The 21,027-nt window shown below is 61.6% G+C and carries 21 protein-coding genes and 1 other RNA gene; 12 read left to right on the top strand and 10 right to left on the bottom strand.

The genetic code is table 11. The features are described 5' to 3' along the window. Entirely contained in the window at positions 1 to 915 is a 915-nt protein-coding gene (locus tag ACK8OE_RS02610) for a retroviral-like aspartic protease family protein (protein WP_410271251.1), read from the top strand. Between the two features lie 37 nt (positions 916 to 952). Here the strand turns inward: ACK8OE_RS02610 and rpoH are convergent, their stop codons facing one another. The 4 genes from rpoH to folE form a co-directional block, all read right to left on the bottom strand. Continuing rightward, positions 953 to 1,819, bottom strand: a complete 867-nt coding sequence (gene rpoH / locus ACK8OE_RS02605; RefSeq protein ID WP_410271587.1) for an RNA polymerase sigma factor RpoH — start codon at positions 1,817 to 1,819, stop codon at positions 953 to 955. A 239-nt stretch (positions 1,820 to 2,058) separates the two neighbouring features. After that, positions 2,059 to 3,063, bottom strand: coding sequence for an RluA family pseudouridine synthase (locus tag ACK8OE_RS02600; RefSeq protein WP_410271250.1), 1,005 nt, complete (start codon positions 3,061 to 3,063; stop codon positions 2,059 to 2,061). 110 nt (positions 3,064 to 3,173) lie between these two features. Beyond that, entirely contained in the window at positions 3,174 to 3,608 is a 435-nt protein-coding gene (locus tag ACK8OE_RS02595; RefSeq protein WP_290794708.1) for a biopolymer transporter ExbD, read from the bottom strand. Positions 3,609 to 3,854: 246 nt separating this feature from the next. Next, entirely contained in the window at positions 3,855 to 4,535 is a 681-nt protein-coding gene (gene folE / locus ACK8OE_RS02590; RefSeq protein WP_126419688.1) for a GTP cyclohydrolase I FolE, read from the bottom strand. A 219-nt stretch (positions 4,536 to 4,754) separates the two neighbouring features. Between folE and cysS the strand changes: the two genes are divergently transcribed. The 6 genes from cysS (at position 4,755) to ACK8OE_RS02560 (ending at position 10,562) form a co-directional block, all read left to right on the top strand. Then, positions 4,755 to 6,146, top strand: coding sequence for a cysteine--tRNA ligase (gene cysS / locus ACK8OE_RS02585; RefSeq protein WP_410271249.1), 1,392 nt, complete (start codon positions 4,755 to 4,757; stop codon positions 6,144 to 6,146). 3 nt (positions 6,147 to 6,149) lie between these two features. Then, entirely contained in the window at positions 6,150 to 6,587 is a 438-nt protein-coding gene (locus ACK8OE_RS02580; RefSeq protein WP_410271248.1) for an SRPBCC domain-containing protein, read from the top strand. A 168-nt stretch (positions 6,588 to 6,755) separates the two neighbouring features. Beyond that, on the top strand, positions 6,756 to 7,178 hold the full coding sequence (locus tag ACK8OE_RS02575; RefSeq protein ID WP_410271247.1) for an iron-sulfur cluster assembly scaffold protein: 423 nt from the start codon (positions 6,756 to 6,758) through the stop codon (positions 7,176 to 7,178). 72 nt (positions 7,179 to 7,250) lie between these two features. Then, positions 7,251 to 7,490, top strand: a complete 240-nt coding sequence (gene yidD / locus ACK8OE_RS02570) for a membrane protein insertion efficiency factor YidD (protein ID WP_290794690.1) — start codon at positions 7,251 to 7,253, stop codon at positions 7,488 to 7,490. Between the two features lie 133 nt (positions 7,491 to 7,623). Further along, positions 7,624 to 9,546, top strand: coding sequence for a threonine--tRNA ligase (thrS, locus tag ACK8OE_RS02565; RefSeq protein WP_290794687.1), 1,923 nt, complete (start codon positions 7,624 to 7,626; stop codon positions 9,544 to 9,546). 20 nt (positions 9,547 to 9,566) lie between these two features. Beyond that, a complete protein-coding gene (locus tag ACK8OE_RS02560; RefSeq protein WP_410271246.1) occupies positions 9,567 to 10,562 on the top strand; it encodes a glycosyltransferase family 2 protein in 996 nt (331 codons plus the stop codon). Positions 10,563 to 10,605: 43 nt separating this feature from the next. On the opposite strand, the gene ACK8OE_RS02555 is transcribed toward ACK8OE_RS02560, so the two are convergent. The 3 genes from ACK8OE_RS02555 to ACK8OE_RS02545 form a co-directional block, all read right to left on the bottom strand. Beyond that, positions 10,606 to 11,559: a GIN domain-containing protein gene (locus ACK8OE_RS02555; RefSeq protein WP_410271245.1), complete on the bottom strand. Its 954-nt coding sequence runs from the start codon at positions 11,557 to 11,559 to the stop codon at positions 10,606 to 10,608. Between the two features lie 147 nt (positions 11,560 to 11,706). After that, the gene (locus ACK8OE_RS02550; RefSeq protein ID WP_410271244.1) at positions 11,707 to 12,714 is read right to left on the bottom strand and encodes an alpha/beta hydrolase; all 1,008 of its coding nucleotides are present in this window, start codon (positions 12,712 to 12,714) and stop codon (positions 11,707 to 11,709) included. A gap of 43 nt (positions 12,715 to 12,757) precedes the next feature. After that, positions 12,758 to 13,156, bottom strand: a complete 399-nt coding sequence (locus ACK8OE_RS02545; protein ID WP_126419708.1) for a YccF domain-containing protein — start codon at positions 13,154 to 13,156, stop codon at positions 12,758 to 12,760. A 212-nt stretch (positions 13,157 to 13,368) separates the two neighbouring features. Here ACK8OE_RS02545 and ACK8OE_RS02540 point away from each other — a divergent pair, with 212 nt between their 5' ends. The 5 genes from ACK8OE_RS02540 (at position 13,369) to ACK8OE_RS02520 (ending at position 17,578) form a co-directional block, all read left to right on the top strand. After that, the gene (locus ACK8OE_RS02540; RefSeq protein WP_410271243.1) at positions 13,369 to 13,566 is read left to right on the top strand and encodes a DUF4169 family protein; all 198 of its coding nucleotides are present in this window, start codon (positions 13,369 to 13,371) and stop codon (positions 13,564 to 13,566) included. A gap of 190 nt (positions 13,567 to 13,756) precedes the next feature. Beyond that, positions 13,757 to 14,005, top strand: coding sequence for a ribbon-helix-helix domain-containing protein (locus tag ACK8OE_RS02535; protein ID WP_410271242.1), 249 nt, complete (start codon positions 13,757 to 13,759; stop codon positions 14,003 to 14,005). Positions 14,006 to 14,088: 83 nt separating this feature from the next. Further along, positions 14,089 to 16,407, top strand: coding sequence for an ATP-dependent helicase (locus ACK8OE_RS02530; RefSeq protein ID WP_410271241.1), 2,319 nt, complete (start codon positions 14,089 to 14,091; stop codon positions 16,405 to 16,407). Beyond that, a complete protein-coding gene (locus ACK8OE_RS02525; RefSeq protein WP_410271586.1) occupies positions 16,407 to 17,228 on the top strand; it encodes a peptidylprolyl isomerase in 822 nt (273 codons plus the stop codon). The genes ACK8OE_RS02530 and ACK8OE_RS02525 overlap by 1 nt, the downstream gene beginning before the upstream one ends. Beyond that, a complete protein-coding gene (locus ACK8OE_RS02520; RefSeq protein ID WP_290794653.1) occupies positions 17,225 to 17,578 on the top strand; it encodes a RusA family crossover junction endodeoxyribonuclease in 354 nt (117 codons plus the stop codon). Before ACK8OE_RS02525 ends, ACK8OE_RS02520 begins: the two co-directional genes overlap by 4 nt. Position 17,579: 1 nt before the next feature. Here ACK8OE_RS02520 and ACK8OE_RS02515 read toward each other — a convergent pair whose 3' ends face one another. The 3 genes from ACK8OE_RS02515 to ssrA all read right to left on the bottom strand — a co-directional run bounded on the left by ACK8OE_RS02515 (position 17,580) and on the right by ssrA (position 20,810). Continuing rightward, a complete protein-coding gene (locus tag ACK8OE_RS02515) occupies positions 17,580 to 19,739 on the bottom strand; it encodes a serine hydrolase (protein WP_410271240.1) in 2,160 nt (719 codons plus the stop codon). Between the two features lie 26 nt (positions 19,740 to 19,765). Then, entirely contained in the window at positions 19,766 to 20,287 is a 522-nt protein-coding gene (locus ACK8OE_RS02510; protein ID WP_410271239.1) for an SspB family protein, read from the bottom strand. Between the two features lie 168 nt (positions 20,288 to 20,455). Continuing rightward, positions 20,456 to 20,810: a transfer-messenger RNA gene (ssrA, locus tag ACK8OE_RS02505) on the bottom strand. Positions 20,811 to 21,027 lie beyond the last annotated feature (217 nt).

The following is a 21,027-nucleotide window of genomic DNA, read 5'->3' as shown; positions in this document are numbered from 1 at the left end:
ATGATTACACGTCGCCATCTTTGCGCGGGCTCAGCGGCGGCAGGTCTGGGACTTGGGGTCGGCAGCGCCGCCGCGCAGGCGAAGATCATCCGCGTGCCGCTCACCCTCTCGTCTTCCAAAAAGCCGATTGTCGAGGTGACACTGAACGGTAAGGGGCCCTATCGTTTCATTCTCGATACCGGAGCCAGCCACACCGTCATCCGCGCCAGTCTGGCATCGGAGCTGGGGCTGGCCGTCGCCGGGCAGGGGCGCAACCGCAGTCTCAAGGGCACCGAATACACGACGCGCTACATAGTCTCGGACGTCACTGTCGGCGGGCAGTTGGGGTTGCACGACTGGGAAGTGTTTGCTTCCAAGGGGTTTGAAGCCGCTGAATACGATGGGCTTTTGTCGGCGGACCTGCTGACGCGTTTGCCGTGCCAACTGGATCAGACGGGGGGCGAGATTCGTTACTATCTGGGGGGCGACATGCCGCTGGAGGGCTTTGCGCCGCTCGACAGCTATTACAAGCGCGATATCACCGGCGGGGCTGACAAGGTGCATATTCGTCTGCGCTTTGCCGGGCATGAGCTGGATTGTCTGCTCGATACCGGGGCCAGCCGCCCGCTGTATATCCGCGGCGATTTTGTGCGCAAACACGGCTTATGGGAGACGTATCCGCTGCTCAACGAAAGCGCCCTGACCGGGGTCAATGGTCAGCAGGTGAAGGTGCGCCACGTAGAGGTCAGAGATTTACAAATCGGCGGCATAGCCGTTCCGCGCCTGCTCGTCGCGCTGGGGGACCCGCATGACCGCGCAGCCTTCGGAGAAGAGGGCGACCGCGCCGAAGGCATCGTCGGGGCCCCCTTCCTCAGCGGGTTCGTGCTGGCCTTTACGGCGCAACGCAGCCTTCAGGTGCGCCGCGTTACGCGCTAAGGCGGGCCTTTGCCACCTAGAGAAGGCCCGTCCTGGTCTACCCCTCGGCCGAGGCCATCATCGCCTTTTGCAGCTTCTCGAAGGCGCGGACTTCGATCTGACGCACGCGCTCACGCGACACGCCAAAGCGGTCGGCCAGGTCTTCGAGCGTCGTCGGGTTTTCCTGAAGGCGGCGGGCCGTCAGGATGGCGCGTTCGCGTTCGTTCAACTCGCCCATCGCCTCTTCGAGCAGGCTCATGCGCAGCTTGTATTCTTCGGAGTCGGCCAGCACGGTTTCCTGCGACGGTGTCGAGTCGTCAGCCAGCCAGTCCTGCCATTCCGAATCGCCTTCCGAAGCGCGCAGCGGCGCATTGAGCGACGAGTCGGGCGAGGACATGCGGCGGTTCATGCTGATCACGTCGTCTTCGGAGACGCCCAGCTTGGTGGCGATCTGCGCAACCTGTTCGTGGCGCATGTCGCCGTCTTCGAGGGCGCTGATTTCCGACTTCACCTTGCGCAGGTTGAAGAACAGCTTCTTCTGCGCGGCGGTGGTGCCCATCTTGACCAGCGACCACGAACGCAGGACGTATTCCTGAATGGCGGCCTTGATCCACCACATGGCGTAGGTGGCCAGACGGAAGCCCTTGTCCGGGTCGAACTTCTTGACCGCCTGCATCAGGCCGACATTGCCTTCGGAGATCACTTCACCGATCGGCAGGCCATAGCCGCGATAGCCCATGGCGATCTTGGCCACCAGACGCAGGTGCGAGGTGACGAGCTTATGCGCCGCCTTGGGGTCGGCGTGTTCGGCCCAGCGCTTAGCCAGCATGAATTCCTCATCCTTGGCCAGCATCGGGAACTTGCGGATTTCCGACAGATAGCGGTTCAGGCCGCCGTCCGGCGACAGCACGGACGGATTGGGCATGCTGAGGGCATTCGAGGTCAGCGAGCTGGTGCTCATGGTAGCGTCCCCTTCGGACCCGTCGAAGGGTCCGGAATTTGATCCTGAATTGGTGTCCGGCATCGGCGCATCCCCCTGAGACGACAGCCGGTGGCTGCGCGTGTAGGACAGGCTTTTGTCTTCCTTTTCCATGTAGGTGCTCCGGCGGGGAAAAAAAGACCCAGTGTAAAAATTATTTTATGCGGACTGGTTCAAAATTAAAATCAAAGCGATTTCAAAGCGCTCAGAAGGTCTGCCATATCCGCGGGCAGGGGGGCTTCAAAGGCGAGACGCGCACCCGTGACCGGATGGACGAAGCCCAGATGCGCGGCGTGCAGGGCCTGACGCGCAAAGGACCGGGTTTTCAGCGCCTCGGCCACCGCCTTGTGCGGCGCACCCGAACCATAGACCGGATCACCCAGACAGGGACAGCCCAGATAGGCCATGTGCACGCGAATTTGATGCGTGCGTCCGGTTTTCAGCGTGCAGCGCACGCGGGCCGCGACGGGTTTGTCGCCGCCGAAGCTGTCCAGTGTGCGGTAATGGGTGATGGCTTCGCGCCCGCCGCTTTTCAGCACGGCCATCTTTTTGCGGTCGTGGGGTGAGCGGCCGATGCGCGTGGTGACCGTGCCTGAGGCGGTTTTCGGTGCGCCGCGCACCAATGCCTCATAGGCGCGGTCGATATCGTGGCGCGAAAAGAGGTCGCTCAGACCGCGATGGGCGGCGTCGGACTTGGCCGCCACCATGACGCCGGAGGTGTCCTTGTCGAGGCGATGGACGATGCCGGGGCGCAGGACGCCACCTATGCCCGACAGCGATTCGCCGCAGTGAAACAGCAGGGCATTGACCAGAGTGCCATCGGCCGTGCCGGGGGCCGGGTGGGCGGCCATGCCGGCGGGCTTGTTGACCACGATAAGGTGGGCGTCCTCGTACAGCACCTCCAGCGGCAGGTTCTGCGCTTCGGGAATCGCCGAGACGGGGGCGGGGACGAACAGGCGGTAGAGGCCTGCCCTGGCCTTATGCTTGCCATCGGAGAGGGGCTGGCCGTCGTGGCTCAGATGACCGTCGCTGATCAGGGCCTGAAGACGGGCGCGCGACAGATCGGGCAGCAGCGGCAGCAGCGCGCGATCAAGCCTGTCGCCAGCCATCTCCGCGGTCAGCACAAGGTCGTGCGTCTCACCATCGCTGGCCAGCGGCAGATCGTCATCAATGTCGTCGTCAGAGGTCATGAATGCCTTCTCTCCCCGTTTGTGGGGAGAGGGTCGGGGGGAGGAGGAAAACGCAAAACACGCCGGAAGCGGACTTCCGGCGTGTCAGGGGATCGTTTCGGCGCTGTCGCTTACGACAGGTCTTCGTTGATCAGAGCGACCTTGAAGTAGCCATTGTCCTGAAGCGTGTTCAGCACGGACATGAAGTCGTTGTATTCGATATCGGCATCGCCACGCACCAGAACGCGTTCTTCGGTGGGGTTGGCCGAGTTCAGCGCCACGGCCAGATCGGCCGGCAGGGTGGCGAGCGAGGTCTTCTTAGGACCGATATAGATGTCGTCCGGCCCTTGGATCGAAATAAAGGTCGGCTCTTTATCGTCCTTCGGCGTGTTGGAAGGAATCGGGGGCGGCATGTCGAGCTTGATCGACACGGTGGCCATCGGCGCGGACACCATGAAGATGATCAGCAGCACGAGCATGATGTCAACGAACGGCGTGACGTTGATTTCGGAATTCTGTTCGACGTTATAGCGAGAACCGCCGCCGCCACCGAGCTTAGCGCCCATGATGTAACTCCCGTAAGACCCTCTGAGCCACCCGTCGGGAGGCATGAGGCATTAAACAACCGCCCGCCGGAAAGCAGGCGCAAATTTCAGGAACCGATTTAGGACAAAGCTCGCGCAAATGTAAAGGGGTTCGTTCACGCGGGATTACAATTTCTTCATGACGGTTTTGCGACCGTTTCGCCTGAGGCGCGAACGCCCGGCGATCAGGTGACCGCCGGGCGTTAAAAGCGTGAATTGTGCGCCGGATCAGGCCTGGCAGAAGCGCATGAAGCGGTCCTGAAGCGCCAGGTCGGTCTTGAACACGCCGGTAAAGCGGGTGGTGACCGTGGTGACGTTCTTGTGGTGGACGCCGCGAGTCGTCATGCACTGATGCTCGGCGTCGATCAGCACGGCGACGCCCAGCGGGGCCAGCGACTGCTCGATGGCGTCGGCGATCTGCTTGGTCAGGGTTTCCTGCGTTTGCAGACGCTTGGAGAAGATTTCGACCACGCGCGCGATCTTGGAAATACCCACCACCTTGGCGGTCGGCATATAGGCGACATAGGCCTTTCCAAGGAAGGACGCCATGTGGTGCTCGCAGTGCGATTCGACGTCGATATGGCGCAGCATGACCATGTCGTCATAGCCCTGCACGTCCTCAAAGGTGCGCGACAATTCCTTGGCCGGGTCGGCCTGATAGCCGGAGAACCACTCGTCATAGGCTTCGACGACGCGCTTGGGCGTGTCGATCAGGCCTTCGCGCGTAGGGTCGTCACCGGCCCAGGCCAGCAGCGTGCGCACGGCGGCCATGGCCTCTTCTTTCGACGGACGCTCGACATTGAGGATTTCGGAAAAACCCTTGCTGCGCGTCTGGGCCAGATTCTGGGCGAGCGCTTGAGTGAGCGGGTCTTCGCTGTTCGGGCGGGAATTCGGGTCGAGGCTGTCCATACTTATATGTCTCCGGAGGGCCGAGTGGCGCCGGGACGACGGTCCCGGAATGACGCGTGGCATCCCTCTGCCGGGGTCACACACAGAAGACCCCTTGAAAGTTTGCAGGCGGTTTACGATCCTGCGCAGGAATTGGATTGCCAGCGATATAATCGCTTGGAAGCCAACCCTTGCCGCGTCTATATGGGGCAAACTTCACGGAGTTCAACAGAAATCGTCATGAAACTGCGACTCAGCGACACGCTTAAACGCCAGAAGGTGGACTTTGTCCCGAAAAACCCCCAGCGCGTGACGATGTATGTCTGTGGGCCGACGGTCTATAACTACGCCCATATCGGCAATGCGCGCCCGGTCGTGGTGTTCGACGTTCTGTTCCGTCTGCTGCGTCATCTCTATGGCGAAGAGGCGGTCATCTATGCCCGCAACATCACCGATGTCGATGACAAGATCAACCAGAAGGCCATGAATGAAGGCGTCGATATCGACGTCATCACTTCGAAATTCGCCGACATCTACACGGCCGATATGCGGGCGCTCAATGCGCTGGAGCCGACGATCCAGCCGCGCGTGACGCAGAATATGAACGCCATTGTGGCGCAAATCGAGGCCCTGATCCGCAACGGCCACGCCTATGCGGCCGCAGGTCATGTGCTGTTCGACGTCGAAAGCTATAAGGCCTATGGGGCGCTTTCCAACCGTTCGCTGGACGACATGATCGCCGGCGCGCGCGTCGAGGTGGCGCCCTATAAAAAGAACCCGCAGGACTTCGTGCTGTGGAAGCCGTCCAAGCCCGGTGAGCCGAAATGGCCGTCGCCGTGGGGCGAAGGGCGTCCGGGCTGGCATATCGAATGCTCGGCCATGATCGAGGCCAATCTGGGCCTGCCTATCGACATTCACGGCGGCGGGCACGACCTGATCTTCCCGCACCACGAAAACGAGATCGCGCAGGGCGTCTGCGCGCAGCACGGCTATAGCCATCAGGAAGAGAGCTACGCCCGCTACTGGATGCACAACGGCTTCCTGACCATGGACGCCGAAAAGATGTCCAAGTCGCTGGGCAATGTGTTGCTGGTGCACGACCTGATCAGAGAGTTTCCGGGCGAGGTGATCCGCCTGGCTCTGCTGTCGGCCCATTACCGCGCGCCGCTGGACTGGAATAATGATCTGCTGGTGCAGACGCGCAAGCGTCTGGACGGGCTCTACGAAGCCCTGCGTAAGGCCGCCGACGTGCCCGTAGTCGAGACGGCGGTGCCGGAAGCGGTGATCGATGCCCTGTGTGACGATCTTTCCACGCCGCGCGTGCTGGCGGAACTGTCGGCACTGGCCAGTGCGCTGGAAAAGGCTTCTGAGGCGGACAAACCGCTGGCCAAAGCGCAGCTACTGGCGGCTGGGGCCTTGGTGGGCATACTGCAACAGGAGGCCGAAAGCTGGTTCAAGGGCGGGGCCGATGACGATCTGTCGGCAAAGGTCGAGGCCCTTTTGGAAGCGCGCAAAACCGCGCGGGCGGAAAAAAACTGGGCTGAGGCCGATCGTATCCGCAACGAACTGACCGCGCTGAACGTAGAGGTCATGGACGGCCCGGCAGGGGCTACCTGGAAACTGAAGGCTTAAGACATGGCACTAAAGGTGGAAAAACGTATCGGTATCCAGACCCCGGTCGATACGGTCTATGAGATTCTTCAGGATATCGAAGGCTGGGTGCAGTGGTCGCCCATCCATAAGGAAGCCAAGGGCCGCTTAAGTTTCGGCGCGCCGGTGCGCTTCATGGAGCATTATGAAGGGCTGGGAGACTGGGAAATCAATGGCTTCGTGTCGGACTGGTCGCCGCTGTCGCACATCCATATAGGCGTGCCGAAGAAGTTTTACGAAGGCTCGCTGATCCGCTTTTATGAGCTGAACATCCTGTCGGACACGGCGTGCGACTTCGCCATCGGGGCGCAGTTTTCGGGCTTCCTGTCCGAGCGTGAGGGGAAGACATACCGCTCATACCTGCGCGAAGGCTTTGCCAAATTCGCCGAAGCCTTGAAGGCGAAAGCCGAAGGGACGATATAAGCCTTAGCCCCTCCTCTGATTTCAGGGGTGTAGTGAAACGAAACTATAGCTTTCGCGAACGCTGGGATTGCCGCGTGAGCACGCAGACAGTGGGGTTAATTCCCCGCATAACCCCCCCTCCGGCTTTCAGCCGGTATCCCCCCTGAGATCAGGGGGGAGGCTTGGAAGATGATCGACGAACTCTATTCCCGTGAAATTCTGCGCCGCACCACGCAACTGGCACACGTCGGGCGGCTGGAAGCACCCGACGGGGCGGCTGACCGTACCGCAAAGCTGTGTGGTTCGACCATCCATGTGGAAGTCAAACTCGCGGACGGCGTGATCACCGACTTCGCTCAGGAGGTCGAAGCCTGTGCCCTGGGGCAGGCCGCCGCCGCCATTTTGAGCCAGAGCGTCATCGGTGCCCCGGTCGCCGAGGTCGTCGCCGCGCGCGACGCGATGAAGGCCATGCTCAAGGGCGGCGAATTTGCCTATCCGGAGCGCTTTGCCGACTTCGCCATCCTTCAATCGGTGAAGGACTTTCCGGCGCGCCACGCCTCAACGCTTCTGGCGCTGGAAGCTACGGTTGAGGCGGCGGGCAAGGTCGCTTAATCGGCTTTTTCGTTGATCTCTTTGCTGAAATGGCGGAAAAGCGGATATTTTTCGCCAAAAAGGTATTGCCGCATGGGGCGTCTCTATGCCAAGGCCGTGAAGACAGGGCTCAGGGCCTATAAGCTTACCCTGTCGCCCCTGATCGGGCAGGCTTGTCGCTTTGCGCCAACCTGTTCGGAATATACCGCCGAAGCCCTGATCGTGCATGGCCCCATAAAAGGGTCATGGTTGGGATTTAAGCGTATTTGCCGGTGCCGTCCCGGCGGGGGCCACGGATACGATCCGGTGCCGCCAAAAGTTGGCAAAAACTGACTGCCGTCGCCTGTCGTAGGGGCGCGGCCAAATCTATAACCGCGCATTTGGTTCCGAAAACCGCTACACACTTTTCGGAATGCGCTAGACGTCCTGGTCTCTCGTATGGACTGGACACAGAGTGAGAGAAGACATGATTGACCTGACCTTTCCCGATGGCGCCGTTCGTTCCTATGAGCCGGGCGCAACCGGACGCAGCATAGCGGAGGGTCTGTCCAAGTCTCTCGCCAAAAAGGCGGCGATGCTCCGCCTCAACGGAGAACTGTACGATCTCGACCGCCCCATCGAGGGCAGCGCCTCCATCGAAATCCTGACGCGCGATGATCCGGCCCTCCTGGAAGTCATCCGCCACGATACCGCCCACCTGCTGGCGCAGGCGGTGCAGGAGCTGTTCCCCGGCACGCAGGTCACCATCGGCCCGGCCATCGAGGACGGCTTCTATTACGACTTTGCGCGCGATGAGCCGTTCAGCCTCGACGACCTGCCCAAGATCGAAAAGAAGATGAAGGAGCTGGTCGATCGCGACGACAAGATCGTGCGCGAAGTGTGGGAACGCGACGCGGCCATCCAGCATTTTGAAGAGATCGGCGAACACTATAAGGCCGAGATCATCCGCGACCTGCCCGGCACGGAGACGATCACCGTCTATCGCCACGGCGACAACTGGAAGGATCTGTGCCGCGGGCCGCACTTCCCGTCGTCGAAATTCATCGGCAAGGCCTTCAAGCTGACCAAGCTGGCCGGGGCCTACTGGCGCGGCGACCACAATAATGCGCAGCTTCAGCGCATCTACGGCACGGCCTGGGCCTCCGAAGAAGACCTTCAGGCCTATATCACGCGCCTCGAAGAGGCCGAAAAGCGCGACCACCGCAAGCTGGGCCGTCAGATGAACCTCTTCCACATGCAGGAAGAGGGGCGCGGCATGGTCTTCTGGCACCCGCACGGCTGGACGCTGTGGCGGACGCTGGAGGCCTATATGCGCCGCCGTCTCGATGCCGCCGGCTATGTCGAGGTCAAGACGCCGCAGGTGCTGGACCGCACCTTCTGGGAAAAGTCGGGTCACTGGGACAAGTACCGCCCCAACATGTTCGTCTGCGAGACGGTCGAAGGCGAAACCCTCAGCCTGAAGCCGATGAACTGCCCCGGCCACGTGCAGATCTTCAAGGTGGGCCTGCGTTCCTATAAGGAACTGCCGATCCGCATGGCTGAATTCGGGGCCTGCCACCGTTATGAGCCTTCGGGTTCGCTGCACGGCCTGATGCGCGTGCGCGGCTTCACGCAGGACGACGCGCACATCTTCTGCCGCGAAGACCAGATCGTCGAAGAGACGACGAAGTTCATCACCCTTTGCCGTCAGGTGCACGCCGATCTGGGGATGCAGGCCGAACATATCGCGCTGGCCACCCGTCCGGAGGTGCGCGCGGGCTCTGATGAGTTCTGGGACAAGGCCGAGGCGCAGATGGCCGAGGCCGCCCGCGCCGCGGGTGTGGAACCGGTTATTGCCGAGGGCGACGGGGCCTTCTATGCGCCGAAACTCGACTTTATTGTGCGCGACGCCATCGGCCGAACCTGGACCTGCGGCACGATCCAGCTCGACTACGTGCTGCCGGAGCGTCTGGGGGCGGAATACGTCGCCGAAGACGGCTCGCGTCAGCGTCCGGTGATGCTACACCGCGCTATTCTGGGCTCGTTTGAGCGCTTTATCGGCATAATGATCGAAAATTACGGGGGTAAATTCCCGCTGTGGCTGGCTCCCATACAGGTGGTAGTGGCACCGATCACGTCTGATGCTAATGATTACGCGCAACAGGTAGCGGCAAAATTGCGTTCGGCAGGACTCAGGGTTGACACAGACCTGCGGAACGAGAAGATTAACTACAAGATCCGCGAACATTCGCTGGCCAAGGTGCCGGTCATCGCGGTGGTCGGACGCAAAGAAGCCGAAACCGGGGAAGTAGCCCTGCGTTATCTGGGGCAGGAAGGGCAGACCGTTTTGTCGGTCGATAATGCCGCTGAACAGTTGCGTACCGAAAGCCTGCCGCCTGATTTGAAGTAAGTCATATTGAAGCCGATTAGATGAAACCTGCCCTGCCGCCTACCATTAGTGACCTGCTTAAGGCCCAGAGGCTGGCGGCAGGTGAGGCAGAAGCGCTCGTGCCGGGGACGGACATTGTTCTGCCGGCACGGGACACGCGTGGCGTGGCTGTGGTTATTATCGCCTACCACTCCGGGCGTATCCTGTTCGACTCCATTGAACGGGTGCTGGCCGAAGCGGCGGTGAAGCAACTGATTCTGATCGACAATGGCTCCTCAGAACGCACCATCGAACTGCTGCGTGAGATCGATGAAGCCTATGAGCGGGTGCTGCTGGTGCAGGGGCACGGTAATATTGGCTTTGCACGTGCCGCCAATATGGGGGCTCAACTGGCCAGCCAGCCGTGGGTGGTTTTCCTCAATCCCGATGCCATACTGTGCGATGGAGCGGTCGAAGCGCTGGTCGATGCGGCGCTGAGCACACCCCGGCCCTGTCTGGTGGGGGCTCGCGTTCTGAACCCCGATGGATCTGAGCAGCGTGGGTCGCGGCGCGGTGAGGTCACGCCGATAACCACACTGGTGTCGCTGATGCGCCTGTCCCGCTATCTGCCCTTCCTGCGTGGCTTTGAAATCCACCGCGAAGACGAACTTCTGCCGGACGCTCCGGTGCCAGTGGCCGCAGTGTCGGGGGCCTGCTTCTGCATCGCCCGCGCCGATTTTCTGTCGGTGGGCGGCTTTGATACGCGTTTCTTCCTGCACGTCGAAGACGTGGACCTGTGCTGGCGCATTCGCAAAAAGGGCGGCACCGTGCTGTTCCACCCCAGCGCCGAGGTCATCCACGAGGGCCACACCTCGCGCGTTGATCCCCTGTTTGTCGAAACGAACAAGGGGTTGGGACTGGTCTATTATTTCCTGAAGCGCGCCGATACCATCTGGCGCAAGCTGTACATCATGGCCTTGTCGCCGTTAATCGTGGGCGTATCCATTTTGCGTGCGGTCATGCGCCGCCGACTGCGCGACACGGATGATTTTAGCTGATCCGCAGCGGGTGGATTACTGAGGGGCTAATTACTGGGATTGTTTATTGGCCGCCGATATTGATGTCGCCGGAGCCCAACACTTTCTTCTGAACCGGGCCGGTGGCGCGCGCGACAAAGACGTCGCCTGAGCCGACCACAGCGGCTTCGACCATCTTCGCTTCGCCACCAAAATGCACGTCGCCCGACCCGGCCACGGCGATTTTCAGCGTCGGGCTGCGGCCCTTGGCCACTACTACGTCGCCGGACCCGGCCATGCTGATTTCGACCGGACCGCTGACCGCCCCGATGCTGATATCGCCCGACCCGGCGCTTGCCGCCGACAGGGTGCCGCTGACTGAGCCGACGCTGACATCGCCGGAGCCCGACTGCGACAGTTTGAGCGAGCGCACGCCGCTGATATGCACATCACCGGACCCGGTACTGACGATTTCGCTGTCGCCGCCACTGGCGGCATGGGTGTCGCCGGAGCCGCTATTAATCAGGGTCAGGACGCCGCGCACGGGCCCGACGTTCCAGTCACCGCAACCCTGCACGCTGAGCTTCAGGCTGCTGGCCTCCGATACATTGCCATAGACCGCGCCCTTGCTGACGATCTCCATATCCTGCGGGGCATAGACATAGACCGTCGGCAGGTCAGACAGGGTGACGTGCCCCATGCCGGCTACCTTGACCGTGGTGACGCTGCGGTCGCCGATATTGAAGGCAAACAGGCTGGTGCCGCCACCGCCGCACGACTGATCGCGACCACTGACATTGCCGTTGACGATGACGCGGTCGCCCTGACGGCGCAGCGTGATCTGAGGCATGTTGCGGGGGCCGGTTTTGACGCGCACATCGATATCCTGACGCGCCTGCGTCACCACCACCACGCGCGCGGCCAGATTTTGCAGTTCGATCCGGTTTTCACCGGCCAGCGCCATCTCCGGACAGGCCAGAGGCAGCAGCAGGATCAGGGATGTGCAGGCCAGTACGCGCATCAACAGGGTTTCCAACATCTGCAGACGTCCGAAAAGCCGGACTCTGCCTCATCACACATCTCGCAACCGGCGATCCGGGTCAAATTAAACCTGAGTCATGAAAAGTATTTAACAAGGTTACAGTTGACCTTGGGATAAGTTTTCATGGTCGTTTCTAGAGCCGTCTCAGGCATTTGTCTGGCTATACAGGCCTTGTTGTCGCGCGAAATGCAGGAACAGATCGCTCCACGGCACGGCGGGCGACAGGATGCCAAAGCCATGCCCGCCCTTCGGGTAAAGGTGGGTTTCGACACTGACCCCGGCCGCTTTCAGCGCCGCGCGGAAGGCCAGGGTGTTTTCGACCGGCACGGCTCCGTCGTCTTCGGCGTGCAGCAGAAAGGCCGGGGGTGTCTGCGGTGTGACGTGGTTTTCCGTCGAATAGCGGGCGGTGATCTCCTCGCTGGCATTGGCCCCGATGAGGTTGCTGCGCGACCCGGCGTGGGTCAGGCCGGGTTTCATCGAAATAACCGCATAGATCGGCGCGCACAGGTAGGGGCGGGCGTCCTGCGCGTCTATGGCATCGACAGCGGCATAGACGGGGGCGCCATAGCCGGTGGCCAGTGAGGCGCACAGGTGGCCCCCGGCGCTGAACCCCATCACGCCGACGCGCGCCGGATCGATCTGGAAGTCTTTGGCGCGTGCCTTGATCAGGCGCATGGCGCGCTGGGCATCCATCAAGGGCACATCCGACGCCTGCGCCCAGCCTTCGGCCGGCAGGCGATAGTAGAGGACGAAGACGGTCAGGCCCTGCGCCGAAAACACGCGGCCGACATTGTGGCCTTCGTTATCGACCGAGATATAGGTGTAGCCGCCGCCGGGGATCACCAGCAGCGCGCCGCCGTTCGGCTTTTGCGGCCGATAGACGGCCAGACGCGGGCGGATCACCCCGTTGACCAGCCGGCGCAGGGGCGGGGTGGGAGCGGCTTTGACGACTTCGCTCAGTTCGGTCTTGAGCAGACCCGCCGGCCCCTTTGGCCACAGATCGACATATTCCGTCGTTTCTGGCGGCAAAGGTGTGCCGCGCAGGTCTTTAAGCTCTGTGCCCATGACCGGCGCCTGGGCCAGGGCACCGGAGGTGGCGGCCACGCCGAGGCCCAGCCCGCTGGTCATCAGGGTGCGTCGATCCAAATCCATCTGACTCTCCGGAACAGGTTTTCCGGATATCTACAGGAGGGGATCAGGGCTTTTCAATGACGATCTTGCCGACGGGGGCCAGAGCCAGCCACGCCAGTTGCACATTTTTGAGGGCAAACGGGATGCCGATGATGGTTACCGCCTGAGCCAGCGCCAGAACGAGATGACCCAGCGCGATGTACCAGCCACCCAGAAGAATCCACACAATGTTCATCAGCGCGCCCATGCCGCCCGTACCCAGATCGCCCTGACCGGTCATGAGATCGCGGTCGGCAATGGCCTTGCCAAACGGGAAGAAGCTGAAGCCGGCGATGCGAAAGGCGGCCCCGGCCCACGGCAGGCCCACAATGGTGATGGCCAGCAGGCAACCGCCCAGACACCAGGCCAGACCGGCCGCAAAGCCGCCGAAGATGAACCACAGAATGTTGAGAATGAGGGTCATGCGTAAGTTCCGGAAAAGAAGAATAAATCGAGGGGTTGCGTTTTTGGCGTAACGGTGTTTTGATGAAAATTATAAAGGCTTTAGTTTCGAACGCAGCTTAATTTTCTTTTATTTGCAACGGCAGCGCTGTATAATGAACGATCATTGACGCTGCGTTTAAAAAATGCATCGGTCCGGAGTTTGCGGCCCGATCAAGACCCTGAGTAAAATTCATGAGTGACGTGATCAATCTGAACAAGGCGCGAAAGACGCGACAGCGTGAGCGCGACAAAGCGCAGGCCGCTCAGAACCGCGTCACTTTCGGGTTGCGCGGTCATCTGCGCCGGGCGGCGCGTGAAGATGAGGCGCGCCGCGAGCGCCTGCTCGACGGGCAAAAACGTAAGGATGTGGATAATTCCGAAAACGGTTGACGTTTTTATGTAAAATGACAAGAGTTTACATGGTTTTTTCACGGCCATGGATGTAGCGGTTTAATATTACCACAATAATAAATCAGATTTGTTGGGTTTATACCGATATCGTCCATTGAATTCACAAAGAGTGCAGCGTCGCCGGGGGCGTGTTGATGCTGCAAAGCGTTGCCTGGACAGGAGGGACACTATGCCGGGTTTAAGAAAGAGATCGGTTAATCTTGCCGGACACGCGACGTCTGTTGCACTCGAGCCGGAGTTCTGGGCGGTGCTGGAGGCGATGGCCAAGGAGCGCCGAATCAGTCTGGCGGCGCTGATCGCCGAGTTGGATACCAAGCGCGGCGAAAGCCTGCTGGCCTCTTTCTGTCGCCTGTCGGCACTGGCCTACGTGCAGCAAAAAGCCAGCAATAGCAAGAAACGCAAGCCAGAGGCCGTCTGAGGGGCGGGGCGGTCCTGTGCATAAGCGGCAAAGCTTGATGTTTCCGTTTGGTTCCGCCCGGCGAACGGTCTAGACTGAGGGGCATGAACGAAGACGTTTCCATCCCCATCAGTCAGCGGGCCTCGGTCAACGGGGCCTCTTTCAGCAGCGATTTTTTCAAGGGTCTGAACCCTGAACAGGCCGACGCCGTGCGTTCGACCGAAGGGCCGGTGCTGGTTCTGGCCGGAGCGGGTACGGGTAAGACGCGCGTTTTGACCACGCGTATCGCGCACATACTGGCGCAGGGTCTGGCCAAACCGTGGGAAATCCTCTGCGTCACCTTCACCAACAAGGCGGCGCGCGAAATGCGTGAGCGCACGACGCGGCTGGTGGGGCCATCGGCGGAAGGTTTGTCTAATCTCGGCACCTTCCACTCGATCGCCGCGCAGATGCTGCGCCGTCATGCCGAACTGGTGGGGCTGAAGTCGAGCTTCAACATCATCGACGACGACGATCAGACGCGCCTTCTCAAGCAGATCATGGAGGCGCGGCGCATCGACACCAAGCGCTTTCCGCCCAAGCTGATGGCGCACTTCCTTGATCAGTGGAAGAACAAGGGCCTGACGCCGGACAAGGTGGCGAAGATGACCGCCGACGAGGGCGCGCAGTTCGCCTTCAACAAGGGGCCGGAACTCTATGCCGAGTATCAGGAGCGCCTGCGGGTATTGAACGCCTGCGATTTCGGTGACCTTTTGCTGCACACGCTGAAAATCCTAAGCGAGCATCCGGACATCCTCGAACACTATCACCGCCGCTTCAAGTACGTGCTGGTGGACGAGTATCAGGACACCAATATCGCCCAGTATCTGTGGCTGCGGATTCTCACCAATGCCAACCGTAACCTCTGCTGCGTCGGCGATGATGATCAGTCGATCTATGGCTGGCGCGGGGCCGAAGTCGATAACATCCTCAAGTTCGAGCGCGACTATCCGGGCGCCAAGGTGATCCGGCTGGAGCGCAACTACCGCTCGACCCAGCATATCCTGTCGGCGGCGTCGGGCCTGATCCGCGCCAATAGCGCGCGTCTGGGCAAGACCCTGTTCACCGATCAGCAGGGTGGCGAAAAGGTGCGCGTGCAGGGCCTGTGGGACGGCGCGGCCGAGGCGCAGGGCGTCGCTGAGGATATCGAGCGTCTGAAAAAGCAGGGCCGTGCCTATTCGGATATGGCCGTGCTGGTGCGCGCCTCGTTCCAGATGCGGGCCTTTGAAGAACGCTTCCTGATGTTGCAAATCCCCTATGTGGTGGTGGGCGGCCCGCGCTTTTTTGAGCGGGCGGAAATCCGCGACGCCATCGCCTATCTGCGCCTGATCCAGTCCGAAGACGATGATCTGGCCTTTGAGCGCATCGTCAATGTGCCCAAGCGCGGCATCGGCGATGCCACGGTGCAGAAGCTCTTGATGCAGGCGCGATTGGCCGGCCAGAGCGTCATGGCCGCGGTGCGTGATCTGGTGCAGACCGATGAACTGCCCGCACGCGCGAAGACGCCGCTGGTCGGTTTCCTGCGCGATTACGACCGCTGGGTGGCGGCGCTGAAAAGCACCGCGCACGATGCGCTGCTCGATATGGTGCTGACCGAGAGCGGTTATTATGACATGCAGCGCGCCGACAAGACGTCGGGCGGCACCCGCATCGACAACCTCAAGGAAATGATGAACGCCATGCAGGACTTCGAAAACCTCGAAGCCTATCTGGAGCATGTGTCGCTGGTCATGGACCTGGAGCGCGACAATGGCGAAAACAGCGTGCGTATCTCGACCCTGCACGCCGCCAAGGGGCTGGAGTTTCCGGTGGTCTTTCTGCCGGGCTGGGAAGAGGGCGTCTTCCCGTCACAGCGCTCGATGGACGAAAACGGCCTGAAAGGGCTGGAGGAGGAGCGGCGGCTGGCCTATGTCGGCCTGACGCGGGCGCGGGAGATCGCGCGGGTTTCTTTCGTTGCCAATCGGCAGGTCTTCGGCCGCTGGACCAGCCAGATTCCGTCGCGCTTTATCGACGAAATGCCCATCGACCACGTCGAGGCGACCTCGCAAACCGGCTATAATCAGGCGGGCTGGCAGTCTGAGCAGTCGCGTTGGGACCGCGCCGGATATCAGCCTAACCATACCAAAAGCGAAACGAAAACCGAGGGCCGGTTCAGCGACCGCCTGTCCGGCGTCGATATGAGCCGGCTGGAGAAAAAGCCGCAGCCGCACCGCCCGCCGGCCGCCAAGCCGCAACCGTCCAAGGGCCTCAGCGTGGGCACCCGCGTCTTCCACAGCAAGTTCGGCTATGGTCATGTGGTCGAAACCGAAGGCAACAAGCTGGTGGTCAATTTCGATATTTCGGGCGAGAAGAAGGTCATCGATAGTTTCGTGGAGAAGGCGTGATGAAGGCGTGGGGGGCGGGCGTCATTGCGGCGCTGGCGGCGCTGGCGACGGCAGCGACCGCGCAGGACTGGACGCCGCTGGATGCCGACAACACGCTGGTCATGGAGACGACTCAGGGGCGGGTGATCATCGCCCTCAGCCCGCAAATGGCGCCGCAGGGTGTGGCGCGCATCAAAGACCTGACGCGGCAGGGCTTTTATAACGGCCTGCTGTTCCATCGCGTGATTGATCATTTCGTGGCCCAGACCGGCAATCCGAACAATAAGGATGGCGGTCGCAGCCCTCTGCCGGATCTGCCTCTGGAGGCGGTGTTCAAACTGGGTGAGATGGTGCCGCACACAGTGGTGGCGCAACCCGCCGGGGCGACGACCGGCTTTATCGGCGCGGTGCCCTATGTGGCGATGACCGACCGGCATATGCCGCCCGCCAGTGACGGCAGTCACGCTGTGCGGGCCTGGGGGACGCACTGCCGCGGCGTGCTGGGCATGGGGCGCGGGGAGGCCAGAGACTCGGCCAATAGCGAGCTATATCTGATGCGCGATACGGTCACGCGACTGGACCGCGACTATACGGTTGTGGGTCGCGTTGTATCAGGTTTCGACGCGCTGGCGGCGCTGAGGGTGGGCGAACCCCCGGCGCAACCCGATGCGATGGTTCAGGTACAGTTGCTGGCCGATATGCCCTTGGCCGAGCGCCCGAAACTGGAGATCATGAACCCCGCCGGATCGGCCTTTGCGGCTTTGGTCAAGGCGAAGCGGGCCGAAAAGGGGGCGGACTTTTCGGTCTGCGATATTACGCTGCCGGTGAGGACCCTACCGTGACCTGGACCACTTTCGGGAAGGTGCGGGCGCGGGAAACCGATGAGGGGATTGAACTCTTCATTGATGGTCTGACGACGCAGGCCAAGTATTACAAGCCGCTGGTCTATGAGTTTTTTCGTAAGGAATGGCGGGGGTCGCGTCCGGCCTGGGGCGATTATGCGGTCGAAATCCGCATGGAGCACGTCGGTGACCCGCCGTGGATGGACCTCGATAACCTCGCCAAGGCGCTGCTCGATGCCATCAAGGGGTTTGTCTTCCACGATGACAGTCAGGTGGCGCGGCTGCTGGTCGAACGCTTTGAAGGCGAACGCGAGCAAATCCATATCCGCGTCTATGCACTGAAGCGGTGAATTACCCCCAAGGCGTCAGCGCGCCCCAGCTCATCAGCAGGATAGCATAGCACAGCCAGCCGGTATTGAGCGCCGTGTGCGCCGCCTTTTGCCACAGAGCCCAGCCGTCGGCGTGATAATGGGCCTCTTCATAGACGCGGTAGAGGCTGCCCAGTTGAAACAGGGTCGCCAGCGACGCCAGCACTGCCAGCCACGACGCCATCTGCAACTGACCGCTGGGCCAGTGAGTGAACAGGGCGCTGGGGTCGCCGGTCAAGCCCTTACGCCAGTTGTTGAACAGGGCGATGGCCAGTATCCATATGGCCGCTGTAGCATACGAAATCCAAGTTGCTGCGACCTGCGCTTCGGTCGGGTGATCGCGCTGACCCACGCGGCTCAGCCCCATCAGCACCAGCACGCACGAACCCAGCATGAGCGCCGTCAGATTATACAGGGTCGAAGGCCGGTGCACCCAGCCGACTCGCTCATAGCGAGCCATATTGGCGCTGGTTTCAAAGGCCGTGGCGCGGCCACCCTGCGGTTTAAACAAAAAATGCAGACCGTCATTGCTGATCTGCGGCCCCAGCGGATTGGTCTCCTGCGGGATGAAGAAGCCGCGCGCGGCCGCCGCGACATAGGCGGACGATCCGTCCGGGGCCGAGACGATCAGGCGGCCCTGTGCATCGGCATCGACCTCCACTGTGTTGATCAGCCGCGTCACCGCCCCTTCCAGCCCGCCATAGGCACGCCGCGTCGAAACATAGGCCCCGCGCAAGGAGTCGAAATAGGCACGATCGGCGGCATAGGTCTGTGGCGGCTGACGCGGGGCGGGGGGCACGCCGCCTTCCACATGCTGGATCAGCAGTTCGGGATAGGCGCGCGTCAGCGTGTCGCCGGTTTCGGTATTGGCGGCGATGAAGATGCCCAGATTGCGTTCAGGTACCAAAATCATAGTGGCGTTGAACCACAGGGTCGCGCCCGTATGACCATAGGTTTTCAGCCCCTGTGCCGTCTCCCCGATACGCAGGCCCGACGCCCAGCCATTATAGCCCTTGGGCATGGTCAGGAGTGGTGAGCGGAAGGCCTGAGCCGAGGCCGGTCCGAACAGGGTCACTCCGTCGAGGCTGCCATTGCCCAGCAGCAGGGACATATAGCGCGCCATGTCCGCAGCCGTGGTCGAAGCCCCCAGCGCCCCGGCCATGGGCAGGGCGTGGTCGAAGGGCTGTGCCCGGAAGGTGGCGCCATCCCAGATAAAGCCCTGCGACAGGCGGTCGGACAGGCCCCCCGGCATGGGCGCAGGCAGGCCTTCGGCGGCGGCATTGGGGTGGATCAGCGCCGGATCGTAGGGCTCACGCAGGGTGGTCGAGCCGAGGCCCAGCGGCCGGAATATGCGGGCTTCCATCAGGGTGGGCACATCCTTCGCCTCAGCCGTCCGGGCGGCCGCGCGGGCTGCCAGTGCGGCCCCATAGTTGGAATAGGTGGCGAAGCTGCCCGGTTCGCGCAGGCGCTGCGGCGCGTGGCGGCGGAAATAGGTGTCGGTCGATTCGATGCGCCCGTCTTCGAGACGGAAGAGGTGGCCCAGAGAGGTGTCCTCAAACCCCGCCGTATGGGCCATCAGGTCGCGCATACGGATGGCTTTGAACCGCCGGTCCTTGGCAAAGATATCTTCGGGCAGATAGGCGGCGACGGGGCCATCAAGCTGGAGGCGCCCGGCCTCGATCTCCTGACGCACGGCGATCCAGGTAAAGGTCTTGGTGATCGAGCCGATGCGGAACAGGCTGGTGCGCGCATCGACCGGCTGACGCGGCGTCAGGCGGTCATAGCCATAGCCCTTGATCAGCAGCGGCGTGCCGCCCTGCACTACGGCGACCGTCACCCCCAGCACATGGTCGCGCTGCATCAGGGCCGAGACGGTGGCGTCGGTAAAGGATTCGATGTCTTCCGGGCTCACCGGACGATTGACCGAGGCGGGTTCGGTCACGACGGGCGCAGGTGCGGCCCGCCGTGGGGCTGTCCGCGCAGGCCGCGGTGTCTGCGATGGGCTTGCCAGTGGCGGCGGGGCTTCGACGGACGGGGCTTCAACCGGCGGCACCGGGGTGGCCGCCACGGCCGGCAGGCTCAGCCCCAGAACGAGGCACCCGGCGGTGAGCAGGGCTATCAGGCGGGCAGACGGTCGGCGCATGTGGCGAAACCCTGCGAAGGCGGAGGCTACTTCTTGCGAAACTGATCGAGCGAGACGACTTTGGGGCCTGTATCGGGGGGCGGGGCGTCGGGATCGGGCTCGGCCGGTTTGGCCCCATCGGTCGCTGCGGCCGGCTCCGCGATCAGGCCCTCATCGTCATTGGCCTCCAGAGGCTCCTCGACGTCGAATTCGAGGATGAACTGCACGCTGGGGTCATAGAAGCGGGTAATGGCCGACAGGGGGAAGCGCAGCACCTTGGGCACGCCGCCAAAGCTGAGGGTCACGCTGATGCGGTCACCATCAACCTTCAGTTCGCGATACTGGTGTTGCAGGACGATGGTGATGTCGCGCGGATAGCGTTTCAGCAGGTCGTCCGGGATAGTCACGCCTTCGGCGCGCGTCAGGAAGGTGACGTAGAAATGGTGATCTCCGGGCAGGCCGTGCGGATGCGACGCCTTGATCAGGGCTTCGCGGATCACACCGCGCAGCGCGTTCTGGGTCAGGGTCGCATAATCCATGTGGTCAATGACGGACGGCGTATCGGTCATGTCGGGCGGGGCACCTGCATTGGGTGAATGAGTCTGCCCCAGACTTAACACGGTGCGGCTGAAACAAAACAGCAAAATGCCCGCAGGTGCGAGATTTCCCCGACTTGTGATGGCTTTGGAGGGAGGAAGTGGCGAGGTTCTGTTGCTAGGCCCTCGAAATGTTTGGGAGGTGCTGGACTTCTGTTGCCAGGCGTCCAGCGGGCCCCGCCTAGGGAGCTTAAGCCCTAGGAGTTTAGGTGGATTAGATCCGCCGCATTACGCAGCAAGAGCTTGATCCGAAGCGAAGTTATCGTTCGCAACTATAATTTTGAGCCGATCACAGAGGCTCAAACTGAGGGAAGGCTACACCTTTACACGTCTGTCGATGCTGATCGGCCCCATATAAGCTCCGCAAATGGAGGGAAATGGTGGAGCCGCCGGGAATCGCACCCGGGTCCAGTCCGCTTATTACGTGGGCGTTTATCCCCATAGTCCCCGAAGGAACACGGCTAATATAGGCGGTTCGTCCGCCCGGCGAAAGAGGGCGGGCGGGAATTTTCGGCATCCATCAAACGATCATAGAAAGTCATGCGAGTTGACCGTGAATCAAAACCGTTGTCATCTGGCATGAGTGTGACCGCAGAGAACGTCACGGGGAAACGCCGGGTCATCAGCTACTTGTGGTCACCCGTGGCCAAGGCGGTCAACGAAGCGGGGAGGGAAATGTGAAATTAAATCCGGTATACATGCTGATTGCAATC

This window comes from Asticcacaulis sp. W401b, from assembly GCF_046503825.1.
Taxonomy (GTDB): Bacteria; Pseudomonadota; Alphaproteobacteria; order Caulobacterales; family Caulobacteraceae; genus Asticcacaulis.
This window is presented reverse-complemented; position numbering and strand designations above follow the sequence as displayed.